Source organism: Shinella sp. SUS2, assembly GCF_001262505.1.
GTDB lineage: Bacteria > Pseudomonadota > Alphaproteobacteria > Rhizobiales > Rhizobiaceae > Shinella.
The window spans coordinates 311751-334501 of sequence record NZ_KQ410726.1 but is presented as its reverse complement, the minus strand read 5'-3'; the positions used below and the strand labels follow the sequence as shown (position 1 = coordinate 334501).

General features: G+C 68.1%; 26 protein-coding genes. 2 read left to right on the top strand and 24 right to left on the bottom strand.

Annotated elements, in window-relative coordinates; translation table 11 throughout:
* Positions 1-43: 43 nt before the first annotated feature.
* The 23 genes from AKG11_RS08580 to AKG11_RS08470 all read right to left on the bottom strand — a co-directional run bounded on the left by AKG11_RS08580 (position 44) and on the right by AKG11_RS08470 (position 19143).
* The gene (locus AKG11_RS08580; RefSeq protein ID WP_050743560.1) at positions 44-475 is read right to left on the bottom strand and encodes a hypothetical protein; all 432 of its coding nucleotides are present in this window, start codon (positions 473-475) and stop codon (positions 44-46) included.
* 205 nt (positions 476-680) lie between these two features.
* Entirely contained in the window at positions 681-2099 is a 1419-nt protein-coding gene (locus AKG11_RS08575; protein WP_023514095.1) for an ATP-binding protein, read from the bottom strand.
* Positions 2089-2760, bottom strand: coding sequence for a response regulator transcription factor (locus tag AKG11_RS08570; RefSeq protein WP_023514096.1), 672 nt, complete (start codon positions 2758-2760; stop codon positions 2089-2091). Before AKG11_RS08570 ends, AKG11_RS08575 begins: the two co-directional genes overlap by 11 nt.
* A 47-nt stretch (positions 2761-2807) precedes the next feature.
* Positions 2808-3059 carry a hypothetical protein gene (locus AKG11_RS08565; RefSeq protein WP_050743559.1) on the bottom strand — a complete coding sequence of 84 codons (252 nt, stop codon included), beginning with the start codon at positions 3057-3059 and terminating at the stop codon, positions 2808-2810.
* A gap of 92 nt (positions 3060-3151) precedes the next feature.
* Entirely contained in the window at positions 3152-3361 is a 210-nt protein-coding gene (locus AKG11_RS08560; protein WP_023514098.1) for a hypothetical protein, read from the bottom strand.
* Between the two features lie 15 nt (positions 3362-3376).
* Positions 3377-7222, bottom strand: coding sequence for a baseplate multidomain protein megatron (locus AKG11_RS08555; protein WP_050743558.1), 3846 nt, complete (start codon positions 7220-7222; stop codon positions 3377-3379).
* A 3-nt stretch (positions 7223-7225) separates the two neighbouring features.
* Positions 7226-7684 carry an NlpC/P60 family protein gene (locus AKG11_RS08550; protein ID WP_050743603.1) on the bottom strand — a complete coding sequence of 153 codons (459 nt, stop codon included), beginning with the start codon at positions 7682-7684 and terminating at the stop codon, positions 7226-7228.
* A gap of 1 nt (position 7685) precedes the next feature.
* Positions 7686-8576, bottom strand: coding sequence for a DUF2163 domain-containing protein (locus AKG11_RS08545; protein ID WP_050743557.1), 891 nt, complete (start codon positions 8574-8576; stop codon positions 7686-7688).
* Positions 8573-9208, bottom strand: coding sequence for a DUF2460 domain-containing protein (locus tag AKG11_RS08540; protein ID WP_050743556.1), 636 nt, complete (start codon positions 9206-9208; stop codon positions 8573-8575). The genes AKG11_RS08545 and AKG11_RS08540 overlap by 4 nt, the downstream gene beginning before the upstream one ends.
* 34 nt (positions 9209-9242) lie before the next feature.
* Complete coding sequence (locus AKG11_RS08535; protein WP_050743555.1) at positions 9243-9776, bottom strand: phage tail tape measure protein; 534 nt, start codon at positions 9774-9776, stop codon at positions 9243-9245.
* A gap of 3 nt (positions 9777-9779) precedes the next feature.
* The gene (locus AKG11_RS34490) at positions 9780-9983 is read right to left on the bottom strand and encodes a rcc01693 family protein (RefSeq protein ID WP_050743602.1); all 204 of its coding nucleotides are present in this window, start codon (positions 9981-9983) and stop codon (positions 9780-9782) included.
* Positions 9980-10342, bottom strand: coding sequence for a gene transfer agent family protein (locus AKG11_RS34485; protein WP_050743554.1), 363 nt, complete (start codon positions 10340-10342; stop codon positions 9980-9982). Before AKG11_RS34485 ends, AKG11_RS34490 begins: the two co-directional genes overlap by 4 nt.
* Positions 10342-10749 carry a phage major tail protein, TP901-1 family gene (locus AKG11_RS08520; protein WP_023517496.1) on the bottom strand — a complete coding sequence of 136 codons (408 nt, stop codon included), beginning with the start codon at positions 10747-10749 and terminating at the stop codon, positions 10342-10344. Before AKG11_RS08520 ends, AKG11_RS34485 begins: the two co-directional genes overlap by 1 nt.
* 27 nt (positions 10750-10776) lie before the next feature.
* Positions 10777-11184, bottom strand: coding sequence for a DUF3168 domain-containing protein (locus tag AKG11_RS08515; protein WP_050743553.1), 408 nt, complete (start codon positions 11182-11184; stop codon positions 10777-10779).
* Positions 11181-11519, bottom strand: a complete 339-nt coding sequence (locus AKG11_RS08510; RefSeq protein WP_050743552.1) for a phage head closure protein — start codon at positions 11517-11519, stop codon at positions 11181-11183. The genes AKG11_RS08515 and AKG11_RS08510 overlap by 4 nt, the downstream gene beginning before the upstream one ends.
* Positions 11519-12088, bottom strand: a complete 570-nt coding sequence (locus AKG11_RS08505; protein WP_050743551.1) for a head-tail connector protein — start codon at positions 12086-12088, stop codon at positions 11519-11521. The genes AKG11_RS08510 and AKG11_RS08505 overlap by 1 nt, the downstream gene beginning before the upstream one ends.
* Before the next feature lie 243 nt (positions 12089-12331).
* Positions 12332-13573 carry a phage major capsid protein gene (locus AKG11_RS08500; protein ID WP_050743550.1) on the bottom strand — a complete coding sequence of 414 codons (1242 nt, stop codon included), beginning with the start codon at positions 13571-13573 and terminating at the stop codon, positions 12332-12334.
* 77 nt (positions 13574-13650) lie between these two features.
* Positions 13651-14208: an HK97 family phage prohead protease gene (locus AKG11_RS08495; RefSeq protein ID WP_023517458.1), complete on the bottom strand. Its 558-nt coding sequence runs from the start codon at positions 14206-14208 to the stop codon at positions 13651-13653.
* 125 nt (positions 14209-14333) lie between these two features.
* A complete protein-coding gene (locus AKG11_RS08490) occupies positions 14334-14642 on the bottom strand; it encodes a DUF6107 family protein (RefSeq protein ID WP_023517457.1) in 309 nt (102 codons plus the stop codon).
* A 376-nt stretch (positions 14643-15018) separates the two neighbouring features.
* Positions 15019-16152 carry a phage portal protein gene (locus AKG11_RS08485; RefSeq protein ID WP_050743549.1) on the bottom strand — a complete coding sequence of 378 codons (1134 nt, stop codon included), beginning with the start codon at positions 16150-16152 and terminating at the stop codon, positions 15019-15021.
* 208 nt (positions 16153-16360) lie between these two features.
* A complete protein-coding gene (locus AKG11_RS08480) occupies positions 16361-16972 on the bottom strand; it encodes a lysozyme family protein (protein ID WP_050743548.1) in 612 nt (203 codons plus the stop codon).
* 1 nt (position 16973) lies between these two features.
* Positions 16974-18140 (bottom strand): DNA-packaging protein, encoded by a 1167-nt coding sequence (locus AKG11_RS08475; RefSeq protein ID WP_088016487.1) that lies wholly within the window; start codon positions 18138-18140, stop codon positions 16974-16976.
* A gap of 439 nt (positions 18141-18579) precedes the next feature.
* The gene (locus tag AKG11_RS08470; protein ID WP_050743547.1) at positions 18580-19143 is read right to left on the bottom strand and encodes a hypothetical protein; all 564 of its coding nucleotides are present in this window, start codon (positions 19141-19143) and stop codon (positions 18580-18582) included.
* A gap of 260 nt (positions 19144-19403) precedes the next feature.
* Between AKG11_RS08470 and AKG11_RS08465 the strand changes: the two genes are divergently transcribed.
* Positions 19404-19736: an MmcQ/YjbR family DNA-binding protein gene (locus AKG11_RS08465; protein WP_023514008.1), complete on the top strand. Its 333-nt coding sequence runs from the start codon at positions 19404-19406 to the stop codon at positions 19734-19736.
* A 7-nt stretch (positions 19737-19743) separates the two neighbouring features.
* Here the strand turns inward: AKG11_RS08465 and AKG11_RS08460 are convergent, their stop codons facing one another.
* A complete protein-coding gene (locus AKG11_RS08460; RefSeq protein ID WP_023514007.1) occupies positions 19744-20229 on the bottom strand; it encodes a YcgN family cysteine cluster protein in 486 nt (161 codons plus the stop codon).
* Positions 20230-20551: 322 nt separating this feature from the next.
* On the opposite strand from AKG11_RS08460, the gene AKG11_RS08455 reads away from it, so the two are divergent.
* Positions 20552-22735: a transglycosylase domain-containing protein gene (locus AKG11_RS08455; protein ID WP_024270253.1), complete on the top strand. Its 2184-nt coding sequence runs from the start codon at positions 20552-20554 to the stop codon at positions 22733-22735.
* Positions 22736-22751 lie beyond the last annotated feature (16 nt).

Sequence of the window (22751 nt, the reverse complement as noted above, 5' to 3'; positions counted from 1 at the left end):
CCTCGCATCCTTCCGGCAACGGGAGGCCGCCGGAAACAGGAGGCTATGACAGCGGCGCCCAGGCCCCGTCCGCATTGCGGCAGGCCGCGCCGCGCGTCGCGGTGTCCCGGCCCTCTACGGTCACCGTATGGCTGTACTGCCGGCAGTTCTGCGAGCCGACCTGATAGGGCGCAGCCGCGACCACCGATCCGCCGACGCCCTTGCCCCGCCAGACGACGGGCTGGCCGCCGGGCGCCGCTTCCAGCGCGCGGTATTCGGCTTCCAGCGCCCGCTGCATATCCGCCTTGGAGAGCTGGGCGCCACCGGCATTGCGGCTGACGAGCCCACCCTGCAGCGCCGTGATGTAAACACCCGCACCGGCTGCAACAGGCTTACCACCGGTGCCGGCCGCGCCGCCCGATGTGGTCGTGCATCCCGAAACCGTCGCTGTTGCCAGAAGGAAGGGGAAAAAGGCGCCGCGCAAACCCGTCTTCATCCGCTGGGACCGTCTCTCTTCATGAGAGAGCGCCTTCACCCGCCGGCGAAAACGCTCTAGCTTTCCGTTTCCACGCAAACGCGGTTGCAAAACCGCCGCGCGCTCCTGTTGGTCTGGTCCCGGAAGCGACACGCCCTCCCGGCACTTCGTCCACGTCGCGATCCTCATATTCGCGAGCCCCTCCCTTGTTGCATTGTCCGCCGCCTCAGGCAACATCCTTTGTGACGGCCGGCAGCACGAGCCGCGCCAGCAACCCGCCGCGCGGTCCGCGCGAAAGCCCGAAGGTTCCCTGGTACTCCGAGGCGATCTCGCTGACGATGGAGAGGCCGAGCCCGGTGCCCGGCTTGCTCTCGTCGAGCCGCTTGCCGCGTTTCATCGCCTCGCGAATCTCGTCCGGCTCCAGCCCCGGCCCGTCGTCCTCCACCTCGATGACGATCCAGTTCTTGCGCGCATCGTCGTTGCCGCGCACCTCGGCAGGCGCCATGGAGGCGCGCACGGCCACCGTCGTGCGGGCGTACCGCGCGGCATTCTCCAGGAGGTTGCCGACGGTTTCCTCGACATCCTGCTGTTCCATCGCCAGAACCAGCCCGGGCGGGTCGACGGTCAGCGGAAACTGCCTCTCGGCATTGAGCCGCCGCATCACGCGCACCAGCCGCTCCAGAACGGCCTGCGTCTCGGTGCGCGCCAGCACGGATTCGCGCTGGGCGGCGATGCGGGCGCGGTTGAGATAGGATTGCACCTGGCTCTGCATGGCTTCGGCCTGCGTGCGGACGAGATCGCCCTGCGGGGCGGCGAGCAGCCGCGCCTCATTGAGGAGAACCGCAATCGGCGTCTTCAGGGAGTGCGCAAGGTTGCCGACCTGCATGCGCGCCCGCTCGACGATGCGCCGGTTGCTGTCGATCAGCGCATTCACCTCGCTCGCGAGCGGCAGGATTTCCCGCGGGAAATCGCCGTCGAGCTGCTCGCTCTCCCCCGCGCGGATCTTCTCCAGTGCCTTGCGCGCCCGGTCGAGCGGCTTCAGGCCGATAAGGATCGCCGCCGCGTTGAGAAGCAGACTGCCCACGCCGAAGCCGGCCAGCGCCAGATAGAGGCTCCCGGAGAAGTCATCAATATCGCCCTCCAGCACATCGCGGTTGCCGATGACGCGGAAGCGTGCCGTGCGCCCCTCATCGTCGAGCACCACTTCCGTCTCGCCCACCTCCACCTCGTTACCGAAGGAGTCGATGGTCGTATAGAAGCGCTCGTAGCGCGTATCGAAGGGGATGCTGTCGGTATCGGGAATGGGGATGCTCCCCGTTCCGAGCGAGGAAGAGGTCAGCGTCTCGCTCGCCAATGCCCCGCCGATCGGCTCGACCACCCAGTACCAGCCCGATTGCGGCTGGAAGAAGCGCAGGTCCCCGAGCTGCGGCGTGCCGGTCAGCCGCGTCTCCTCGTCCGCCGAAACGGAATTGATGACGTTGTAGAGCTGCGCGCGCAAAAGATCGCGAAAACTCTTCTCCGCGCTCTGGCGGTAGAGCGTCGAGATGACGACGGCGATGACGATGAGCGCGACCGCTGCCCAAAGCGAGGCGAGAAGAAGAACGCGGAAAGTGAGCGAGCGGGAGCGCCTGGCCTTATTTGCCATTGGCGGGGGCTTGCATCCGGTAGCCGAGGCCGCGCACAGTCTCGATCAGGTCGACGCCGATCTTCTTGCGCAGGCGCCCGACGAAAACCTCGATCGTATTGGAATCACGGTCGAAATCCTGATCGTACATGTGCTCGACCAGTTCCGTGCGCGACACCACCTCGCCCATATGGTGCATGAGGTAGGAAAGCAGCCGGTATTCATGCGAGGTCAGCTTCAGCGTCTCGCCATTGACGGTTGCCTTGGAGCCCTTCGTGTCGAGCCGCACCGGCCCGCAAACGATGTCAGGGCTCGCATGGCCCGCTGCGCGGCGGATCAGCGCGCGGATGCGGGCCAGCACCTCCTCGACATGGAAGGGCTTGGCGACATAGTCGTCGGCGCCGGCATCGATGCCGGCCACCTTGTCGCTCCAGCGGTCGCGGGCGGTGAGGATGAGGACAGGCATCGTCTTGCCGTCGGCACGCCATTTTTCAAGAACGGTGATCCCGTCCATTTCCGGCAGGCCGATATCGAGGATGATGGCATCATAGGGTTCGGTATCGCCGAGATAGTGGCCTTCCTCGCCATCGAAGGCCTGGTCCACCACATAGCCTGATTCCTTCAAGGCCTCGCTGAGCTGCCGGCTCAGGTTGACATCGTCCTCGACCACCAGGATGCGCATTCGCCCTCTTTCCTATCTCACTCATTCCATCACGAAGGCCGAAGGCCTTACATCGGCACGCGCACGGTCACCTTGCGCGGCCGGGCATTGCCCTTGCCGGGCACGAGCACCGTCACCACGCAGGTATCGCCCTTCGGCTGCGCCGAGAGCAGTTCGCCCCCCGTCTGGGAAACCACCTGCGCAGCCGCGTCGCTGCAATCGCCGGCGACCTCGACGACATCCCGTATGGTGCCCGTCTCGACGGGACCCGGGAGGATCATGCTGGCCGCAAGGGCGGTTATGAGAAGTGGCGAGGCCATGAATGTACTTTCGGGTGTGGATCAGTGTGATGCAAGCAATAAACGATCCACGCTGAATGGCAAATGAATGCCTTGTGGATCGTCAAGCCGCCTCACCGCACGCGCCGGCGCGCCAAAATCCGCCCGTAGAGCGCCACAAGCCCGCCCAGCGTGCCCACCGCCGCCACGAGGAGATCGGCCAGTTCCCCCTCGTCCCCGGCCGTCACCTCGACACCCGCTGCATTGGCAAGCGAAGCGAGGATCGCGACCAGCGCCCCCCAGACGGTGCGCGACTGATACCAGGCTTTCGCGTCGTCATTCATCGGAGTTCCTTTCCGTCAAAGGGTGATCGTCGCGCGTGCCGGCAGGCCAAGCGGGATGGCCCGGCCGAGCTGGCGCACGCGGATGGAGAGCGCCGCCTGCGGCGCCCCGAAATCGGCAAGCTCCTGGACAACGGGATAGGTGAAGGCCGGCGCCGAGGTCTCGACGCTTCGCACCGCGGTCTCGCCCGAGAGGATATCGAGACGGTAGGCCTCCACCGGCTCGTTGAGCGGGATCTCGGCAGCCAGCCAGCTGTCCGAATCGATCCGCCCGCGCCGGATCCACGAGAGGCGCACGGCACCGTCGAGGTTCCGCTGGCCGCGCAGATGCACCGGCGCCAGGGGCGTCAGCGCCCGCTCCCCGCCGGCAAAGACGAACGGTCCCGCCTGCCCCGGCGTCATGCCGACAGGCTCGACCAGCCAGTTCGATGGCCGCCCCACCTCCTCCACGTCGAGGCCGAGCGGCACGACGGCATCGTCCAGCACCACCGCCCGCGCGCCCACTGCATGGCCGGACGCCATGGCGTCCTCCGTGCCATGGAGGGCACGCAGCAGCCCGGTGAGCCGCCACCGCCCCGGCGCGATCTCGCTCGCCCCGGCAAAGCCGATGATTTCCCAAGGCCCATTGCCGGCCCTGATCGCAAGCCGGTTGGCACCGTTCAGCATGGCAAGCGTCTCCACCGCGGAAAGCCCGCCGAAGGGCAGGTCGAGCACGACCGCCCGCCCCGGATCGAATCGCCCGACGACGCCCGCCGCCAGCGGTGCGACCAACGTGCCGATCCGCGCCGGCCGGTCCAGCCGCACGCGGCTGCGGTAGCCCTCGCTGCCTCCGGAACTCGACACGATCATCGATCGCCACGGCTGCGCATAGGCTGCGACACGCGCAAAGTCCTGCGCCCCGCCCGACCCGAGGACCGGCAGATCGAGAAAAACGACGTCCGGCGCAAAGCCATCGCCCGGCCCCGGTCCCGCGCCGCCGACCGGCCGCCCGCGGCCGTCCAGCAGCAATGGCGCCGGGCTTTCCCCGGCCGCGATCGCCCGCGCCTCCACCTCGCGCACCAGCCCGTCGGTGATGCCGGTGACGAGGAAGCGCCCTTCCGGCCCGTCAGCCAGCCGCACGATGTCGCCCGGCGTCACGCCCATCGCCGTCGGCGGCAGGCGGAAGGTGAGGCGCCGCTGCCCGGCCCGCTGGTCACGGAGCGCCGCCTCGACGCTTGCCGCGGCCGCCCCCGCATGCAGCACCGCCGGCAGCGCCAGCCGCAACACGCGATCGTTCTCCCCCGCCATGCGGCGCGAACGCGCCGTCACGCGCGCATAGGTACCCGAATCGTCGAAATGATCGAGGATCGCCTCGCCCGCAAAATCGCTGAGATGCCCGCGGCTCTCCTCGAACAGCGCCTCCTCCGGCCGTTCGGCAAGCACGCTGATCTCCGCCGGTGGCAATGCAGATTTCAGCCGCGAGCGGAAGACGAGCCTGCCGTTCGCCTCCAGCGCATCGATCTGGAACGCCTCCATCAGCGGCTCGATCAGGGCGCGCGCCGAGGTCTGGTCGGCCTGTACGAAACCGGAAAGATCCCCCGCGACGCCCGAGACGTCGAAATCGTGAAAACCATGATCCTTCAGGATCGCCGCGATCACATCCGCCACCGTCCCGGCCCCGAGCCGCGCGTTCAGCCAGTGCCCGCGCTGCCAGTTGAGCCCGTCCGACCAGAGCGCCGTATCCTCGGGAAAGGCGGGATAGGGCCGCGCATCCCAGGTCCAGACGAAGACATGGCCCGGATCGACCATGCCCGCCTCCGGCCCGTCGCCCTGCCACCAGCCGTGATGCACATCGAGAAAGCGCCGCTGAATGCTGTCATTGCGCGCGCCACCGGAATGATAGGGCAGCGCGTTTTCCGAACTCTTCGGATCGACGAAGACGTTCGGCTGGTTCGGTCCCTTGTCGACCGCCGGGCAGCCGAGTTCGGTGAACCAGATCGGCTTGGAACGCGGCACCCAGGCCGTGTGGCCAGAGAGTTCCGCTCCGCCCGGTCCCCGCTCGTAGTGGCGGTTGCCCCCCCAGCTCTCGAGGTCCTTGTAGCGGAACACCCAGGGCTTTCCCGCCACGCCGTCGGTGATAAGCACACGCTCGCGCGCCACCCGCGCCGCCGCGTCGGGGTAATACCAGTCGAAACCTTCCCCGCCCGCGATCATGGCGCGCATGGCCGCCATGTCCTCGCAGTGGCGGAACCCGTCCGGATTGCCGGCCAGCGTATCGGCATTCTGCCAGTCGGACAGCGGCATGTAGTTGTCGATGCCGACGGCGTCGATCGCCGGGGACGCCCAGAGCGGGTCGAGATGGTAGCGCACTTCGCCGCTGCCGTCCGGCGGCTGGTAGCCGAAATATTCGCTCCAGTCCGCGCCGTAGGTGATCTTCGTACCCGGTCTGAGGATCGCCCGCACGTCGCCCGCAAGTGTGCCAAGCGCGTCGACGAAGGGAAAGGCCCCGCTCCCGTCGCGCAGCCATGTCAGCCCGCGCATTTCCGAGCCGATCAGGAACCCGTCCACCCCGCCGGCGGCCTCCGCCAGCAGCGCATAATGCAGGATCAGCCGTCGGAACCCCTCGTCGCCGGTCGGCCCGGTGATCGTCTCGCCGGAAACGGCAAAACTCCCCGCCCCGGCCGCGCCGACGAATGCGTTCACCTGGTCGCGCGCCAAAACTGTCCCGTCGGCCGATGGCGGATGGCAGGTGACGCGCCCGCGCCAGGGATAGGGCGCCTGCCGCGCGCCGCCATAGGGATCCGGCAGCGTGTTGTCGATCGGTACGTCCATCATCAGGAACGGGTAGAGATAGACCTCGATCCCCCGCGCCTTCAGGTCGCGGATGGCCGCAATCACGCTCGCATCCGAGGGCGTGCCGCCATAGGCCGGCCGACCCTCGACCCGGCTCACCACATAGGCGTCTTCGCGTGCGATGCCGGAAACCGTCCATGGCTTGCTCTCCTCCTGCCGGGCGGATACCTCCACCCCCGGCAGGATGCGGCACTGGCCAGCCCGAAGGTCCGTGCCGAACCAGGCAACCACCAGACCGACTCGTTCGAGGCCGGGGCACAGCGCCTGCAACTCGTCGATCGAGGCCACCCAGTCCGTCGCCGCCACCAGCGTGTTGCGGTTCATGTTGCGCGCCTTGCCGGCCGCGATCTTCTCCGTCACCAGTTGCGGATCGTAGCCGTGTTCGCTCGAACCCGGAATGAGCGTCACCGCCCGCACCTTGCCCTCCAGCGAGCCGACCGGCCTCAGCACCTCGAACTGCAGGATGGGAATGCGGTTGCCGAACGTGTCGAGCGGCAGCCGTTCGAAGACGACATAGGCAAGTCCGCGATAGGCCGGCGCATTGCCCGCCCCCTGCTTGGCGAGAATCAGCGGATCGGGCGCCTGGTCGGCGGTGCCGCGATGGACGCGCATCTCGATGCCTGTCAGGTCGATCTCCCGCCCGTCCGCGAAGACGCGCCTTATGCCGGCGATCGGCCCCTCGCACACGCCGACGGCGAAATTGGCGAAGTAGCTGAAGGTCTCGACCCGCGGCCCGCTCGCCTTGCCGCCCGCGCGCTCGACAGAGACGTCCTCCTCGAAGCGCGTCGCCCAGATCAGCGTGCCGCCGACACGCGCCGTGCCGTAGACGCGGCTCATCGCCGTGCCTTCCTCGGCCCCCGGAACGCGCCCGTCGTTCAGCCGCGCGCCCGGGATCTTCGTCATGCCGCCCAGCAGCGAGCGGTCGACCGCCGAGCCCGCCAGTGCCCCGACGGCCCGGCCCAGCATGGCGCCAAACGGCCCGAAGAGGCCGCCGAGCGTCGCGCCCGCGGCCTGGAAGAGAAGTGTCGCCATGGATCAGGAAATCTCCGGAAAGCGGAAGACGCCGGCGATCCGCCGCCGCCATGCGGGCACGAGCGGCGATTCGATCACCGCCGCCTGCTCATAAGCATGGATGAAATGCGCGTCGGGCGCCGCGATGCCGGCATGTTTGGCCGCCACCCCTGCCCGCCAGCGAAAGATCAGGATATCGCCCGGCCGCAGCGCCGCCGCAGGCAGCGCCGCCCCGCAATGCCGTGCCGCCGCTTCCAGCAGCCGCTCCGCGCCCGCCCGCTCCGCCCAGTCCGCGGCATAGGCGCCTGGCATTTCCGGCTCCGCCCCGTAAAGCTCCCGCCAGACCCCGCGTACCAGCCCGAGGCAATCGCAACCGACCCCCTTCAGCGCGCCCTGATGCCGGTAGGGCGTGCCGATGAAGCTGCGGGCGATGGTGACGACGCGCGCGCCGGTATCCTGCCCCTGCCCCTCATCCCCCAGCATCTCACGCATAGAGCGGCCTCCCGTCATGCACCGTCTCGCCATCGGCATAGCCATAGGTGAAATCACTACCCGGCATGTGCGGAAAACCGCGAAAATTCAGCCCGTTGGAGAATTTCGCCTTGCAGGTGGCAAAGCGCTTGTCGCATCCCGCCGTCACCTGCATCGCGTCGCCCGCGACCACCCCGGCCGGCACCGGCAACCAGAAGGTCAGTTCGTCACCACCCGAAACCTTGCGCTGGTCCTCGATATCAGCCGTCAGCCCCGCCGCAGCGCCGCTCGTGAAGGTGAGCACGCCGTAGCGGAAGAACCGCTCGGCAAAGCCGGACAGCCCGCTCACCCGCAGCCGCATGTCGTCGAGCACCGCGCCCACTGTCGCCGTCGCCCGGAAGGCCGGCGCCGCCACGTTCACACCGCACCGGCCGTCACCCAGCACCGCGTCGCAGCGATGCCCGTAGATGCGCCCGCGCACCTGGTCCAGCCGGTGCGTCAGCCGCCGCAGCTCCGCACGAAAAAGCCCGCCCTCGCGCCGCACCTCGCCGAGTTCGGCGGTGCGCAACAGCAGCCTTTGCGCCGGGTCCTGCCAGTTGACCATATAGACCTCAACCTTCGCCCCGTCATAACGCCCGGCCGAAAGGTCCTCGGCGCGGATCGCCTCCGCCGAAAAGCCGCCCGAGAGATCGCCGCCCTCGGCCGAAAGCCCGTTGCCGTCCTCCGCCTCGCTCGCCTCGAAGCCACTTGCAGCGAGATAGGAAAGCCCGCCGAAGGAGAGGTCGCGGTCATGATCGGTAAAGCCCATCACCACGCCGTCGCGCCGCGTCACCCGCCAGGCATGACAAAGCGTCGTCGCCTCACCGTCGAGATGCGCCTGCAACCCGTCCGGGATCGTCCTCATGGCCTTATCTCCACCAGCGGAATCGACGGGATGCGCCCCGCATCGAACTGCGCGAGGTCGATATCGATGCGGTCCGTGTCGAAACGCACCGGCACGTCGAACGCGTAGCCGGCCCGGATGGCGCCCGAGGCCGGAATCTTGCCCGGCTTGAAGGTGACGACACCCGTCGCGTGGTTCACCGTATAGTCCGCCGCCGGCCGCAGGCTGCCCGCCACGGAGACGACCACCGTGCCCATGACCGGCTTGTCGATGGTCCGCACCGTCTCCCCGCCGGCATCCGCATAGCGCTTGACGAGCTGGAAGGCCGCCGTCGTGCTGTCCCCCGTGCCGATCTGCTGGTCCATGGCGCTCACCGTCCCGCCCGGCGCACAGGATTTGTGGTCCACCGGGTCATGGAAGCGGAAACCGTTGAACTGCCCCGCCCGTGCCTCGAAGAAGGCGAGCACCGCATAGAGATCCGCGACCGAGCGCACGCCCGAGCCCGCATCGTAACGCCGCCGCGCATCGTGCCAGCGGCGGTTGCGGTTCTCGCGCCCGTTGGAAAGGCTGACGATATCCGTCCGCCGCACCGGCCCGCCGCTGGTGCCGAGCGCGACACGCAGCGGAAACCGCACCTCATGAAACCCTGCCATGCCTTCTCTCCGTAAATTCCCCAGCCCCTCGCCCTCACAAACTGCGCTGCCCGCGCCCCACGGCGCGTGTCAGCATGGCCGAGATCTGCCCCTCGGATTTGCGGAAACTCGCCGCATCCTGCGCCGTCACGTTGAAGACGATGCGCGCCCCGCCGCCATCGCTCGCGACGCCCAGCGCCCCGTCCGGCCCGCGCTTCAAGGGCAGGATCGCCTCCGCCCCCGCCTCGCCCATCAGTCCGAGCCCGCCGCCCGTTCCGAAATAGGTCGGCGAGGCGACGACCCCACCCTTGGCGAAGGGCGTGGCGCCGCCGAGCAGCCCGGAAAGACCCGACGACAAAAACCCTTCCAGCGGCTTCAGCCCCACCGAAAGCGCAATGTCGCTCATGCGCAGCGCCAGCCCGCGCAGCACGCCCTCCAGCCCCTTGCCGTCGACGACCGCACCCCTCAGCGCATTGGTCAGCGCCGAGCCGAAGGAGCGTGAACGCGCCTCCAGGTCGTCGAAGACCGCCGAAAGCTGTCCGGCATCGTCGAGCGTGCCGGAAAGAGGTCTGTCATCCGCATCCGCCATGGTTCACTCCTTGTGGTCGGGAAAGGCGCGCATCAGCGCGGCAAGCGCATTGCGTCCGGGCGCCGACGGCACAGGCCGCAGCACACCGAGCGCGAAGGCCAGCTCGCGCGGCGTCATCGCCCAGAAATCCTTTGCAGAAAGCCGCATCCGGCAGAGCCCGGCATGGAGCGCCGCCTCCCAGGGAAAGGCCGCCCTCTCGCCGTTCAGCCCGGATGCGGCCCCGGAGGGTTTTCCGGCCGCGCCTCCACGCCCGGCCCGAATGTCGCCTGCAGCAGTTCGGCCGCGATACGCGCAAAACCGGAGAGCCCGTCCGCCACCGCCATCGCGGAAACCTCCTCGTCGGAATAAAGGTTGCCGCCACCCCGCAGTCCCGCGCCAAGAATGCGGATGAGATCGTCGGCCTTCAGCCGCCCGGAGGAGAAGCGTTCCGCCAGCCCCATTAGGCTGTCGGCGGCAAAGGCCGTCTCCAGCTCCGCCAGCGCACCGAGCGTCAGGCACAGCACGCGCCGCTCGCCGTCGAAGGCAGCCTCGATCTCGCCGCGATGCCGGTTCGCCCGCGCGCCCATCAGAGCGCCCCGAAGGTGAGGAGCCCGGCCGATTCCAGCGCGATCTCGAAGACCACTTCGCCGTCATGCGCGCCGGAATAGTCCAGCGCGGCGATCTGGAACGGCCCCGCGACCGTGCCGAAATCCGGGATCACGATCTGCCAGGCGACGATCGTGCCGGCAAAGAACAGCGCGCGCACCAGCGCGTCCGAAGCCTGGTCCTTGAAGATACCGGCGCCGGACAGGGCCGCGCGCTGCACGCCCGCCCCACCCAGCAGTTCGCGCCAGCGCCCCGCCGATTCCGCATCCGTCACATCGACAAGCTGCGCATTGAACGACAGCCGCTTCGAGCGCAGCCCCGCAACGGTGACGAAACCCGCCCCGTTGTCGATCTTGATGAGGAGCTCGCGCCCCTTCTGTGCCACCATGGCAAGGTCCTTTCCGAAAATGAGGTGTCAGGCATGCGGCTCCGTCACCGCCCGGAAGCGCATTTCCGCGCGGTGGAAGCGGGACTTGCCGTCACGGCGCAGCCGCGTATCGCGGTGGAAGAGCAGGACGAGATGGTGCCCGGCGATGACCAGCGCCGCGTCGTCGAGCGCCGCGCGCACCGCCGCGGCAATCGCCTGCGCCTGCCGGTGCCCCGCCGCCTCGGACCAGGCCTCCAGCGTCACGATATGTTCCTCGCCCGCCTCGCTCGCCGTCGAATGGTCGGTGCTGTCGATGCCCGCGATGACAAGGAGCGGCGGCGTCGGCCCGTCGGGCCTGCGGTCGGTGATGCCGTTCGCCCCGACCAGTGCCGTCAGCGCCGCATCGCCGGAGAGCCTGGCGAAGATCGCCCTCTGCAGGGCCGATGCCGCGCTCATGGCCGGATCTCCTCGCAGTCGCAGAGCATGTAGCGCCCCGTCTCGTCCGGATCCCGGAACGCATGGATGGCGAAGATCCGCGCCCCCTTCCGCAGCCGCATGCCGCCGGTAAGGTCGCCCCGGTGCCGTAGCCAGATGCGGTGCGTCACCGTCACCGACAGCGTGCCCGCCGCCTCGTCCGCCCGCGCCGCCACCGGCTCGATCGCCGCCCAGAGGGTCGCCAGCGCCGCAAAGCCGCGTTCGGCGCCGCCCTGCCCGTCCGGCGTCTCGACCGGCCCTTCCAGCGTCAGCCGCGCCGAGAGCGCGCCGGGATCGATGATCCTTACCTTCGCCATCACAGCCTCCGCAGCCGGTAGGGCGCCACCAGCCGGTCGTAACCCGCCGGCACCGTGCCCGGCTGATCCACCGGCGAAAGCACGCCGCGCAGCTCGAACATCGCCGCCACATGCATGAGCAGCGCCCGCTTCAGCCCGTCCGGTACGTTCGCGCCGCTTTCGCCAAAGCCGGCGGTGAAATCGATCTCGATGCCGTTGAGCGCGCGGTCCGTATCCGGGCGCGCCGGCAGCAGCAGCCGCGCCGGGCGCGCCGCACCGTCGAGCCGGTAGCCGGTCACATCGGCAGCGACCGGCAGCCCGGTCGCATCATAAACCGTCACCATCTCAATGGTTTGCACCGGCCCTCTGGCAATCTGAATCACCCGCGTCTCGGGCCAGTCGTCGAGATAGAGCCGCAAGGATCGCGTAATCAGGCAAAGCCCCGTCGTGGCCTCCAGATATTCGCGTGCCGCGCGGATCAGCGCGGATACGAGCGCATCCTCGTCGGCGGCGTCGAGGCGCAGATGCGCCTTCGCCTCGGCAAGCGTCACCGGCTCCACGGTCGGCGGCAGCAGTTCGGCAATGGTCATGATCGTCCTTCGCGATGGAGAAAGGGATGCGGGCGCGGCCGGGAGGAAACCGCGCCCGCCGGCACCGGCAGCAGGAAACGCCCGCCGGCGCGAGAAAGAGGAAAACAGTGCGGCACCACCCTTCGCCCCGCCTGCGGGGAGAAGGTGCCGGCAGGCGGACAAGGGGCAGCCGCACCGCGGCATCGGTTCGTGCGATCACCGCTCACCCCGCTCCCCTCCCGCAAGCGAGGAGAGAGGAGACCGTCAGCTTGCCGCGAACTTCACCAGCTTGATCGCCTCGAAATTCTGCACCCCGCCGCCGACGCGCTTGGTCGTGTAGAACAGCACATAGGGCTTGGCCGAGTAGGGATCGCGCAGCACGCGCACACCGGTGCGGTCGACGACGAGGTAACCGGCGCGGAAGTCGCCGAAAGCGATGGAGAGGCTGTCGGCCGCGATGTCAGGCATGTCCTCGGCCTCGGCGATGGCAAAGCCGAGCAGCGAGGCCGCCTGCCCCGCCGAAGCCGGCGGACGCCAGAGATAGTTGCCGTCCGCATCCTTGAACTTGCGGATCTGGCCCTGCGTCTTGCGATTCATTACGAAGGTGCCGTTCTGCCGGTGCCCCGCCTTCAGCGAATAGACCGTGTCGAACAGCGTGTCGGAGGGGTTCGAGGCCTTGAAGGCCCCGGCCGCGCCCGTCGCGATGTAGCCGATATTGCCCCAGCTCCAGCCCGCGTCGGCGACAGCCGTGTAGCCGAGGAACCCCTTCGGCTTGTTGGTGCCGTCGCCGGAAACGAAGGCGGTGCCCTCCTGCTCGGCGAAGACCATGTCGATCTCCGAGGCGATCCACCCCTCGACGTCCACCGCCGCATCGTCGAGCAGCGCGGCCGTCGCCGCCGGCATGGCGTAGAGTTCCATGGTCGGGAAGGAGAGTTCGGCAAGCTGCGCATTGCCCGTCTGCGGCCGCGCGGCGGTTTCCGCCACCCAGCCCGCCGCCATGCCGCCCGTCGCGAACGGCTTCTTCAGTACCGTGCCGGAGACCTGGCGCACGGTCGCGAGCGACCGGATCGGCGAGACGGCGGAAAGCCGGCGGCCGATCTCCGTGTCGGTCTCCGGTGGCACGAGATACCCGCCGTCCGCCGCCGAGCCGACCGACATGGCCTTGCCCTCCAGCGCCCTGAGCGCGCTCTCGTCGCCGCGCCGCATATAGGCGGAAAAGGCCGCCTTGTGCTCGCCCGCCTCGAAGCTCCCCTCGCCGCCGAGCGCCGGGCGCGCCTTCTTCAGCGCCAGCTGGTCGATGACGCGCTTGTGCTCGTCCATCGCGCGGTTGATGCGATCCACCTTGTCGCGCGTCACCACGTCGGCGGTCAGTTTCTGCTCGATCTCGCCGAGCCGGCGGTCGTTCGTCGCCTTGAAGGCCTCGAAGGCCTCCATGAAGTCGTCGAAGGCGGCGGTCATCGTTTCCGGCACGGCCTTGATTTCCGGCGCGGTCTTCTGGGTCTCCATGCTGTCTTCCTTTCGGGTTGGAATTTCCAGCCGACGCGAAACCGCTTCGGCGTCGGACACTGCGGTAAAACAAACGCCTAGCGTTTCATCATCCGGGCCGCCCGGCGCATGATGCGCACCAGCTCGGTCTCCCGGTCGCGGAACCACCGCGCATTCTTCACGTTCGACACCCGCGCCGAGGGCAGCATGGGAAAGGTGACGATCGAGATCTCCCAGAGGTCGGCCTCCAGGATGCGGCGCACCCCGCTCGCCCGGTCGGTCTTCGAGCGCACGGTCTGGAAACCGATGGAAAGCCCGTCGAGCGCGCCCGACTTCATGAGGTTCAGCACCTCGCGGGCCCGCGCCACGCCGGGCGAAAGCACGCCCTCGACATAGAGCCCGCGGCCGTCCTCGCGGATCGTCCGCCAGCGCCCGAGCGGTTCGGCCGGGTCGTGCTGGAACAGCATGCGCACGCCCGATGGCCCGCGCTTTTCCAGCGAACGGGCAAAGGCACCCGGCGCGATCGCATCCTTGCTGAGGTCGACCTCGCCGAAGAGGCTCGCATAGCCGGAAAACACCCCGTCGCCGGAAACGCCGGCAAGCGTCAGATCGGCATATTTCTTCGTCCGCCAGACCGGCAGGTCGTCGGTGATCATGGTCGTCTCCGATGATGTGAAGGGGGCGAATGGCGAATTGGGAACAGCGCGCGGGAAAATGAATTCCCGGCCCACATCGACCTCCATTCGCTATTCCAAATTCCCTACTCGCTGTTCGCGGCTCGCTAACGCCGCATCCGCTCCGCCAACCGCGCCAGCACGCCCAGCCCCCACCAGGCCGAAAGGCTGGCCGCCGCCGAGCCGGTCAGCAGCACCTCCACCGGCCCGAGATAGCCGGCAATGCCGAGCCGCACGGCGATCCACAGCCCGGTGGGCCCGCCGAAGACGAGGCCGCAGGCAAGCCCGGTGAAGAACCGGCACGCCGCCTCACGGCGGCTCTTGGGCAGGAGATAGATGAGCGAAACGGCCGCGCCCGCGGACGCGCCGATCAGCCGGGCCGTCCAAAGCCCGCCGTCGTTTCCGAAGTCAGCCATTGTTAAGCCTTTCAGATTATTATCGAAATCCAAGCCATCAGACCGCACGCCGCCAAAACCGCCGGCTTTCCGAGAAGGAAGGCCGGGCCGATCAGCGAGTCTTTTGAATCCCTTGCCGCGCTTTGCTGGAAAACCGATTCAAGGTTTTCACAAGGCGGGTGCGGCACTCCGCAAAGTGATTCACATGCGCAGTGCAACCAATTAATTTCCCTGGAGAAAGCAGCTATCCCGGCCCCTCTCCCCGCAAGCGGGGAGAGGGGACTTGCCTCACGAACGGTCATTGACCGCGGAAGCCGGCGCGGCATATCCCCTTCGCCCCGCTTGCGGGGAGAAGGGGGCCGGCTGACCGGATGAGGGGCAGGCATCCCCGCCTCCCTCAATACCCCACCGCCCCCCGCTTCTCCTCGTCCGTCAAAAACCCCGCCGCGCCCACCCGGGCCCAGAGTTCCGAGCGCTCGTCCGCCAGCCCGCTCACCTGATCGAGATCCGGCACCAGCCGCAACGCGTCGCGCTCGGCAAACCACCCCGTAAAAGCCGCCGCCGTGCGCTGCACCAGCGGCAGCACGGTGAGCCGCCAGAAGGCGCGGTTGGCCTCCTGGTAATTGGCATAGGTCGCATCGCCGGGAATACCGATCAGCATGGGCGGCACGCCGAAGGCAAGCGCGATGTCGCGCGCCGCGCCGTTCTTCGCCTCGACGAAATCCATCTCGCGCGGGGAAAGCCCCATCGCCTTCCAGTCGAGCCCGCCTTCCAGCAACATCGGCCGTCCGGCCCGCGCCGGCCCGGAATAGCCCTCCTCCAGCTCCGACTTCAGCCGGCCATACTGGTCGGGCGTCAGGTTGCCGCCCTCTTTCGGCTGGTAGACCAGCGCGCCGGAGGGCCGCGCCGAATTGTCGAGCAGCGCCTTGTTCCAGATCGCCGCCGCATTGGAGAGGTCGAGCGCCATGGACGCCGCCTCCAGCGGCGCGAAGCCGAGCTGGTCGTCGAGCGGATGGAACAGGCGCAGATGCAGGATCGCCTGCCCCTCGCCCACAGGGTGCCGACGCACATGCCCGCCTGCGCGGTATTCATAGGCCTCCGCCCAGCCGTCCCGCCCCTCGATGATGCGCACTCTGTCGGGCCTCAGCAGATGAAGTTCGCGCAGGCCCTCGCCCACCCGAACGCCCTCCACGAAGGCATTGCCGGACAGCAGAAGATGGCCGTAGAGCGTCTCGAAGAAATCCGCACCCGCCTGGCGCCCGTTCGGCCGCGACAACAGCAAGAGCAAGGGCTCGTCCGGCCGCTCCGCCTCGCCCTGATAGGCAAGCCAGGGCACCGAGGCCGCCGCCTCCGCGATCATGCGCACGGCACGGTGCGCCACCGGGTTCTTCATGAACCCCTCGCGCGACAGCGAGGCATAGGAGCGGGACGACCAGTGCGCCCGGCCTTCGGCCGTCAGCGCGAAAAAGCCCGACGCCTTGGTCTCGGCCGGCCCTGTCCGTCGCCACGAAAAAAAGGATGGTAGCTTCATGATGTCCTCGGTTGTTTGCGAGGCCCAGTGAACGGCCGCCCCTTCATCCGGCTGCCACCACCTTTTCCCCGCAAGTGGGAAGAAGGGCCATGTGGAAAGGTTCGTTGCCCCTGAAAGGCCAATCGTCGAAGAAAAGCTTGCCTCACCCCCTTCGCCCCGCTTGCGGGGAGAAGGGGCGGCAGCCGGATGAGGGATCAGCCGCTGAGATCTACCCGCCCAGCGCCGAAAAAAACGCCCGCCCGTAGCCCGCCACCTTCTCCGCCCGGTCGCGCCCGTTGACGATCCGCCGCGCGCCGGTCCAGTCGGCCCGCGCGCCGGTAAAATGATCGTCGAGCCGCTGCCCGGTAAACACCCCGCGCAGCATGCCGACGAAGAGGATCTCGACGGAGACCGCCATCTCCATCGCCCGTTCCGGCCGCGCAAGAAGATCGATGCCGGTCAGTTCCGCCAGCCGCGCATAGTTGCGCCGGTGGGTGATCTGCACGAGCCCGCGCCCGAGCCAGCTCCTCCCCAAAGCATCGCGCCGCCAGTAGGGCGCGGAAACCTGCGGCAGCCGCCCGGCGGCAAAGGCCCGGTCCAGCCTGTCGATCGCCTCCCCGTCCGTCGCCGCGAAGGTCTCGCGCACCGGCTGCAGGCGCCCGCCCGTCTCGTGATGGGCCGTCGCCAGCATATAGGCGAGGAAGCGCAGGTCCTCCGTCTCGCGGCCCTGCTCGAACCGGTCGAGCAGCGCCGTCAGCCCCGCCACCTGTTTCCTTGCCAGCCGGCCGCCGTACAGCGTCCCGCGCACCGCATCGAAAAAGGCCTTGCGATCGATCGCCATCTCAAATCCCCCGCACCCGCGGCTCGCCTGCCCGCTCCAGCACCAGCGCCGTCAGCGCCCAGACCAGCGCGTCGAGCCGGTCCGGCGAGCGCCCGGAGGACAGCCCGTCCGGCCCGAAATCGCACATCTGGTCCTCCAGCTCGGCAAAGGCGGCCGCATGGACCACCCGCCCCTGCTCGTAGAGCGCCGCCACCGGCTCGGCGCGCAGGAATTTTCCGCGCGTCGCCCGCACGCTCGTCACCGGCAGGTTGACATCGATGCTTCTCAGCATCGCGCTCACCATGTCGCCGCCCTGGTTCACCTCGGCGACCACCCGGTCCGCGTCGAAGCGACGGAAGGCACGCACCACGGCGCCCGCCCAGCCGGCCGGGCTCGCGCCCGTCACCGAGCAGTCGGCGAGCACCACGGCCCGTCCTGCCTCGTCCAGCCCCGCAACGACGATGCCGCAGACGGAGGCCGCCGAGGCCGTCGCCGGCGGGTCGACCGCCACGACGATGCGCGACAGTGGCCCGGGATTGCGCTGGAGGAGTGCCTCCAGCCGCGCCCGGTTCCACAGCGCGTCCTCGCGGTCGGCAATCAGCTCGCCGTCCAGCTCCTGCCGCCCCAGCCGCGTGCCGCCATAGCGCTCGGCCATCGCAACAAGAAAGCCTGGCGAGAGATTGCCGGCATTGTCGTCGGTGCGGATGCGCCGCACCGCGGTCTTCGGATCGCCCGCCAGCGCCCGCAGCAGCGGCACCGGTCGCGGTGTCGTCGTCACCAGCACGCGCGGATCGTCCCCGAGGCGCAGGCCGAATTGCAGCATGTCCCAGGTCTCCTGCGCATGTTTCCATTTGCCGAGCTCGTCGCACCAGGCGAAGTGGAACTGCGGCCCGCGCAGGCTCTCCGGATCCTCGGAGGAGAAGATCTGCGCGATCGAGCCGTTCGGCCAGACGAGCCGCCGCCGCGAGGCCTCGAATTCCGGTCGCGCCCGCCCGGCGATCCGGCAGATGCCCGATACGCCGTCGATCATCACCTCGCGCGCGTCGCCCAGCGTCTCGGCCACCAGCGCGATGCGCAGGTCCGCCGTCCCGCTGGCGATCGCCTGCACCCATTCGGCGCCCGCCCGCGTCTTGCCCGAGCCGCGCCCGCCCATCAGCAGCCACACCCGCCAGTCGCCGTCCGGCGGCATCTGGGCGAGGCGGTAGCGAAGGTGCCAGGCCTGCAACTGGTGCAGGCTCGTCGGCACGATCGGTGCCCCGCGGACAGGCTCCATTCCTTTGGCCGTGCCCCTCATCCCCCTGCCGGGACCTTCTCCCCGCAAGCGGGGAGAAGGGGATGGGGCCAGGGTTTCCTCCCCATCAGGAGCAAGAGGAATGGAACAATCGAGCGCCTGTTCCCCCTTCTCCCCGCCTGCGGGGAGAAGGTTCCGGCAGGGGGATGAGGGGCAGGCCTCAGATGGGGGGCAAGCCTCGCCGCCCGTCCGCCCCAAAATCCCCGCCTCCAGCGCATCGGCCTCGATCGAAAACGCCGTCCGCCCGCGCTTGTCCTCGATCATCCTCAAACCCGCCGCCGCCGTCCGCATATCCGCGTCGAATTTTTTCCCGATACTCCGGCAGGCGCGCCGTGCCCTACGGTTCGCTTTCCGCACGCGCGGCAGCATCGCCGCCAATCCCGGGCTTTGGCCCGAGCCCACGCATCCAGTCTTCCTTCGCCGCATTCAACCGTTCCTTCACGCGGTCTTCGACAAGCCGGTCGAACTCCGCCGCCAGCGCCGCCGCGTCCTCGTCACCGTCGGCGGCAGCGTCCGCCTCCGCCCGCGCCGTGAGCAGCGTGCGCTGCAGGCTGTCGATCTTCTCCAGCGTGCGCACGATCAGCGAGACCGCCTCGATCGCGGCCTTGGCGTCCGCCTGCGCTTGCTTGCGGAACGCCTCGTCCTGCGGCGCATCCGCATCCGCCTCGGCCAGCACCTTCTGGCTCTGGAAGCGCTGGAAACGCTCGCGCAGCTCCTTGGTCATCTCGAAGAGCATGGCCTGCATGTCGAGAAACGGATCGAGCGGCGCCTCGGCCTTGATGTCGAGCATCAGTGCCGCCCCGCCCTCGAGGCCGGCCCGTTGCTCCACCAGCCCGTCATAGACCGCCGGCACCGGAGAGACGCCGAAGAGATCGAGATCGATCGCCAGATCCGTTTCCATGCCCATCCCCCAAATGAAAAGGCGCCCGGTCCGAAGGGAACGAGCGCCTGTCAATAAATTCCTGCGTCCGGATGCAGCAAGCCGGCCGCGGGCGAAGATCGCCGCTCTCCCAGCCTCCGGGAAAACCGGGCCGGATCTCTCCGCCCGCACCTTTCCGACTATGCCACAACCCTACCAGACGACCGTGACGCCGTCAAGGACTATTTTCCTATTTCCGGCAAAATCTTTTCGGCCGGCCGAAAGGGTGGTACCCTTCCACCATGATATCCGACGATCTCGTGGTCATGGCCCTCGGCATGCCGGGGGCGCGGGAAAGTGCTCATTTCGGCAAGCGCGACTTCCGGGTGGGCGAGAAGGTGTTCATGACCCTGCCGGAGGCCGGCCGGGCGGTTCTGAAGTTCACGCCGGACCAGCAGGCGCTGGTCATGGAGACGGATCCCGGCCTCTGCGCGCCGGTGCCGGGCGGCTGGGGCCTCAAGGGCTGGACCTCGCTCTATTTCGACGGCGCGGACGGCGCGCGGGTGCGTGAACTGATCGACACCGCCTGGCGCAACGTGGCGCCGAAGAAGCTCGTGGCGGCCCGGCTGCACTGAACCGTCGTTACTTCCCCTCGCCCACTTCCAGCGGCCAGGTCACGAGATAGTCCTCGTAGTCGTCGACATCGATGCCCTCCTCGCTCACCGTGCGCCCGCGGGCGGAAATGCCGGCCTGGTGCACGGTGTCGGGATCGCCGGAAACCAGCGGGTGCCACCAGTAGAGGTCCTCGCCGTCGCGGATGAGCCGATAGCCGCAGGTCGGCGGCAGCCAGGAGATCTTCGCCACGCTCTCCACCGTCAGCCGGATGCAGTCGGGCACGGTCGCCTGCCGGTTCTCGTAGTCCGAGCATCGACAGCTTTCCCCGTCGAGCAGCACGCAGCGGATCGAGGTCCAGGCGATCTCGCCCGTATCCCAGTCCTCCAGCTTGTTGAGGCAACAGAGCCCGCAGCCGTCGCACAGGCTTTCCCATTCCGGATCGGTCATCTCGGCAAGGGTCTTTGTCTTCCAGAACGGCTGACCGTCCGGCTTTTCGGCACTGGTGATCGTCATGCCCGACCCCTGAACCCCTTGGCGGCAAAGGTCAAGGGCCCCGCCGCCAGGACCAATCGACATTCAGTTCAGGCCGCGCCGAAAATGGTGCTTTTCCAAGACCCGGAGCGCAGCGTACTTTCGGTAGGTGAGCACCGGAAGCTGGAAAAGCGCCATTTGCAGGCCGGCATGGGCTGAAGAGCGATTGGTCCTAACCGTTCCGCGCGAAATCCGTTCTGTTGCCTTCAAAAGACTGATATCCTCACCGAATAAACCCGTGGTGAGAGGACGTTAACCCAACGCAGGCAGGCTGCGACCCGCCCCCGCCAAAGGTATGCGAACCGTGGAAGACGACAGCCAGACGCCCAAAAGACCCCGCCGCCGCAAGCGGCATATCTTCCTGCGCATCGATTCCTGGATCGATTCCACGGTCTGGAATGCCGGCTTTCGCTTGGGCGAGATCTGGGAGGAGATCACCATCTTCTCCCGCCGCTTCCACGTCAAAGGCTGGAAGAAGGCCGTCTTCGAGGTCGCCGGCGAAGGGATGAATCTCGGCACGGCCGGCTTCATCCTGCTGCTCGCACTCGCCCTTCCCGCCTTCGAGGAGACCAAGGGCAACTGGCGCGCCCAGAGCGACTTCGCCGTCACCTTCCTCGATCGCTACGGCAACGAGATCGGCCACCGCGGCATCATCCATGAAGATTCCGTGCCGATCGACGAACTGCCCGACCACCTGATCAAGGCGGTGCTGGCAACGGAGGACCGCCGCTTCTTCAGCCATTTCGGCATCGACTTCCTCGGCCTTGCCCGCGCCATGAACGAGAATGCGCGCGCCGGCGGCGTCGTGCAGGGCGGCTCGACGCTCACCCAGCAGCTCGCCAAAAACCTGTTCCTTTCCAACGAGCGCACCATCGAACGCAAGATCAAGGAGGCCTTCCTCGCCCTTTGGCTGGAGGCCAACCTTTCCAAGAAGGAGATCCTGCGCCTCTATCTCGACCGCGCCTATATGGGCGGCGGCACCTTTGGCGCGGCCGCGGCGGCACAATTCTACTTCGGCAAGAACGTCACCGACGTGAACCTTGCCGAATCCGCCATGCTCGCCGGCCTGTTCAAGGCCCCCGCCCGCTACGCCCCGCATGTCAACCTGCCCGCCGCCCGCGCCCGCGCCAACGAGGTTTTGACCAATCTCGTGCAGGGCGGCCTGATGACCGAGGGCCAGGTCATCGCCGCACGGCGCAACCCCGCCACCGTCATCGACCGCAACGAGAAGACGGCGCCGGACTTCTTCCTCGACTGGGCCTTCGACGAGGTGCAGCGCATCGCCAAACCCTTCGCCCAGCATTCCCTTGTCGTGCGCACGACCATCGACATGGGCCTGCAGGCCGCCGCCGATGAGGCGGTGGAAAGCGGCCTTCGCCAGTATGGCGAGAGCTACCGCGTCAAGCAGGGCGCGCTGGTCATGGTGGAAAACGGCGGCGCGGTGCGCGCCATGGTCGGCGGGCGCGACTACGGCGAAAGCCAGTTCAACCGCGCCACACGGGCGCTGCGCCAGCCGGGCTCGTCCTTCAAGGCCTATACCTACGCTGCCGCCATGGAATCGGGCATGACGCCGGAGACGACCATCGTCGATGCGCCGATCAGCTGGGGCGGCTGGTCGCCGCAGAACTACGGCCGCAGCTATGCCGGCCGCATGACGCTGATGACGGCGCTCGCCAAATCCATCAACACCGTGCCCGTGCGCCTTGCCAAGGACAAGCTCGGCACCAAGCGTATCGCCGAAATGGCAAAAGCCATGGGCGTCGAGACGCCGATCCGCACCGACAAGACCATGCCGCTCGGCACCTCCGAGGTCACCGTGCTCGACCAGGCGACCGGCTATGCGGTCTTCCCCGCCGGCGGTTTCCAGTCGCGCCGCCACGGCATCAGCCAGATCCTCAACTACGACGGCGACATCCTCTACGATTTCGGCCGCGACGAGCCAGCGGCAAAGGAAGTCTTGTCCGAACAGGCCGTGTCGTCGATGAACCGCATCCTCGTCACCATCCCGGTGAGCGGCACGGCGCGGCGCGGCGCGCTCGACCGCGGCATCGTCTCGGGCGGCAAGACGGGCACCACCCAGGCCTATCGCGACGCCTGGTATGTCGGCTTCACCGGCAACTACACGACCGCCGTCTGGTTCGGCAACGACGACTATACCTCGACGAACAACATGACTGGCGGCTCGCTGCCCGCCATGACCTTCAAGCGCCTGATGGATTATGCCCACCAGGGCATCGAGCTGCGTCCCATTCCGGGCATCGAGAACCCCCTGCCGGACGGCAAGGCGGCAAGCGAGGTGGCGGCGACATCGAGCGACGAGAACGCGCTGCCCGCGCTCGTGCGCCCGCGTTCGCTCTCCACCGACGTGACGAAGCTGCTGAAAGACGTCGCCCGCGAACTCGGTGCGGCGAAGGCGCTGAAGGCCGATGGCCGGGTCGCCGCGCTCGACGGAGCGCTTGACCTTGCTCCGGCGAACCGCACAGAGTGACGGCAACCTGATTCCA

Bases quoted from the DNA above. Each gene is read 5' to 3' on its own strand.
- AKG11_RS08495 (WP_023517458.1), bottom strand. From the start codon at position 14,208: ATGATCACCGACGACCTGCCGGTCTGGCGGACGAAGAAATATGCCGAT.
- AKG11_RS08550 (WP_050743603.1), bottom strand. From the start codon at position 7,684: ATGCTGGGGGATGAGGGGCAGGGGCAGGATACCGGCGCGCGCGTCGTC.
- AKG11_RS08490 (WP_023517457.1), bottom strand. From the start codon at position 14,642: ATGGCTGACTTCGGAAACGACGGCGGGCTTTGGACGGCCCGGCTGATC.
- AKG11_RS08460 (WP_023514007.1), bottom strand. From the start codon at position 20,229: ATGACGATCACCAGTGCCGAAAAGCCGGACGGTCAGCCGTTCTGGAAG.
- AKG11_RS08510 (WP_050743552.1), bottom strand. From the start codon at position 11,519: ATGGCGAAGGTAAGGATCATCGATCCCGGCGCGCTCTCGGCGCGGCTG.
- AKG11_RS08535 (WP_050743555.1), bottom strand. From the start codon at position 9,776: ATGGCGGATGCGGATGACAGACCTCTTTCCGGCACGCTCGACGATGCC.
- AKG11_RS08470 (WP_050743547.1), bottom strand. From the start codon at position 19,143: ATGGAAACGGATCTGGCGATCGATCTCGATCTCTTCGGCGTCTCTCCG.
- AKG11_RS08565 (WP_050743559.1), bottom strand. From the start codon at position 3,059: ATGGCCTCGCCACTTCTCATAACCGCCCTTGCGGCCAGCATGATCCTC.
- AKG11_RS08570 (WP_023514096.1), bottom strand. From the start codon at position 2,760: ATGCGCATCCTGGTGGTCGAGGACGATGTCAACCTGAGCCGGCAGCTC.
- AKG11_RS08505 (WP_050743551.1), bottom strand. From the start codon at position 12,088: ATGACCATTGCCGAACTGCTGCCGCCGACCGTGGAGCCGGTGACGCTT.
- AKG11_RS08545 (WP_050743557.1), bottom strand. From the start codon at position 8,576: ATGAGGACGATCCCGGACGGGTTGCAGGCGCATCTCGACGGTGAGGCG.
- AKG11_RS08485 (WP_050743549.1), bottom strand. From the start codon at position 16,152: ATGAAGCTACCATCCTTTTTTTCGTGGCGACGGACAGGGCCGGCCGAG.
- AKG11_RS08575 (WP_023514095.1), bottom strand. From the start codon at position 2,099: ATGGCAAATAAGGCCAGGCGCTCCCGCTCGCTCACTTTCCGCGTTCTT.
- AKG11_RS08480 (WP_050743548.1), bottom strand. From the start codon at position 16,972: ATGGCGATCGATCGCAAGGCCTTTTTCGATGCGGTGCGCGGGACGCTG.
- AKG11_RS08515 (WP_050743553.1), bottom strand. From the start codon at position 11,184: ATGAGCGCGGCATCGGCCCTGCAGAGGGCGATCTTCGCCAGGCTCTCC.
- AKG11_RS08580 (WP_050743560.1), bottom strand. From the start codon at position 475: ATGAAGACGGGTTTGCGCGGCGCCTTTTTCCCCTTCCTTCTGGCAACA.
- AKG11_RS08465 (WP_023514008.1), top strand. From the start codon at position 19,404: ATGATATCCGACGATCTCGTGGTCATGGCCCTCGGCATGCCGGGGGCG.
- AKG11_RS08475 (WP_088016487.1), bottom strand. From the start codon at position 18,140: ATGCCGCCGGACGGCGACTGGCGGGTGTGGCTGCTGATGGGCGGGCGC.
- AKG11_RS08555 (WP_050743558.1), bottom strand. From the start codon at position 7,222: ATGGCGACACTTCTCTTCCAGGCCGCGGGCGCGACGCTCGGCGGCCTC.
- AKG11_RS34485 (WP_050743554.1), bottom strand. From the start codon at position 10,342: ATGGGCGCGCGGGCGAACCGGCATCGCGGCGAGATCGAGGCTGCCTTC.
- AKG11_RS08520 (WP_023517496.1), bottom strand. From the start codon at position 10,749: ATGGTGGCACAGAAGGGGCGCGAGCTCCTCATCAAGATCGACAACGGG.
- AKG11_RS08560 (WP_023514098.1), bottom strand. From the start codon at position 3,361: ATGAATGACGACGCGAAAGCCTGGTATCAGTCGCGCACCGTCTGGGGG.
- AKG11_RS08500 (WP_050743550.1), bottom strand. From the start codon at position 13,573: ATGGAGACCCAGAAGACCGCGCCGGAAATCAAGGCCGTGCCGGAAACG.
- AKG11_RS08540 (WP_050743556.1), bottom strand. From the start codon at position 9,208: ATGGCAGGGTTTCATGAGGTGCGGTTTCCGCTGCGTGTCGCGCTCGGC.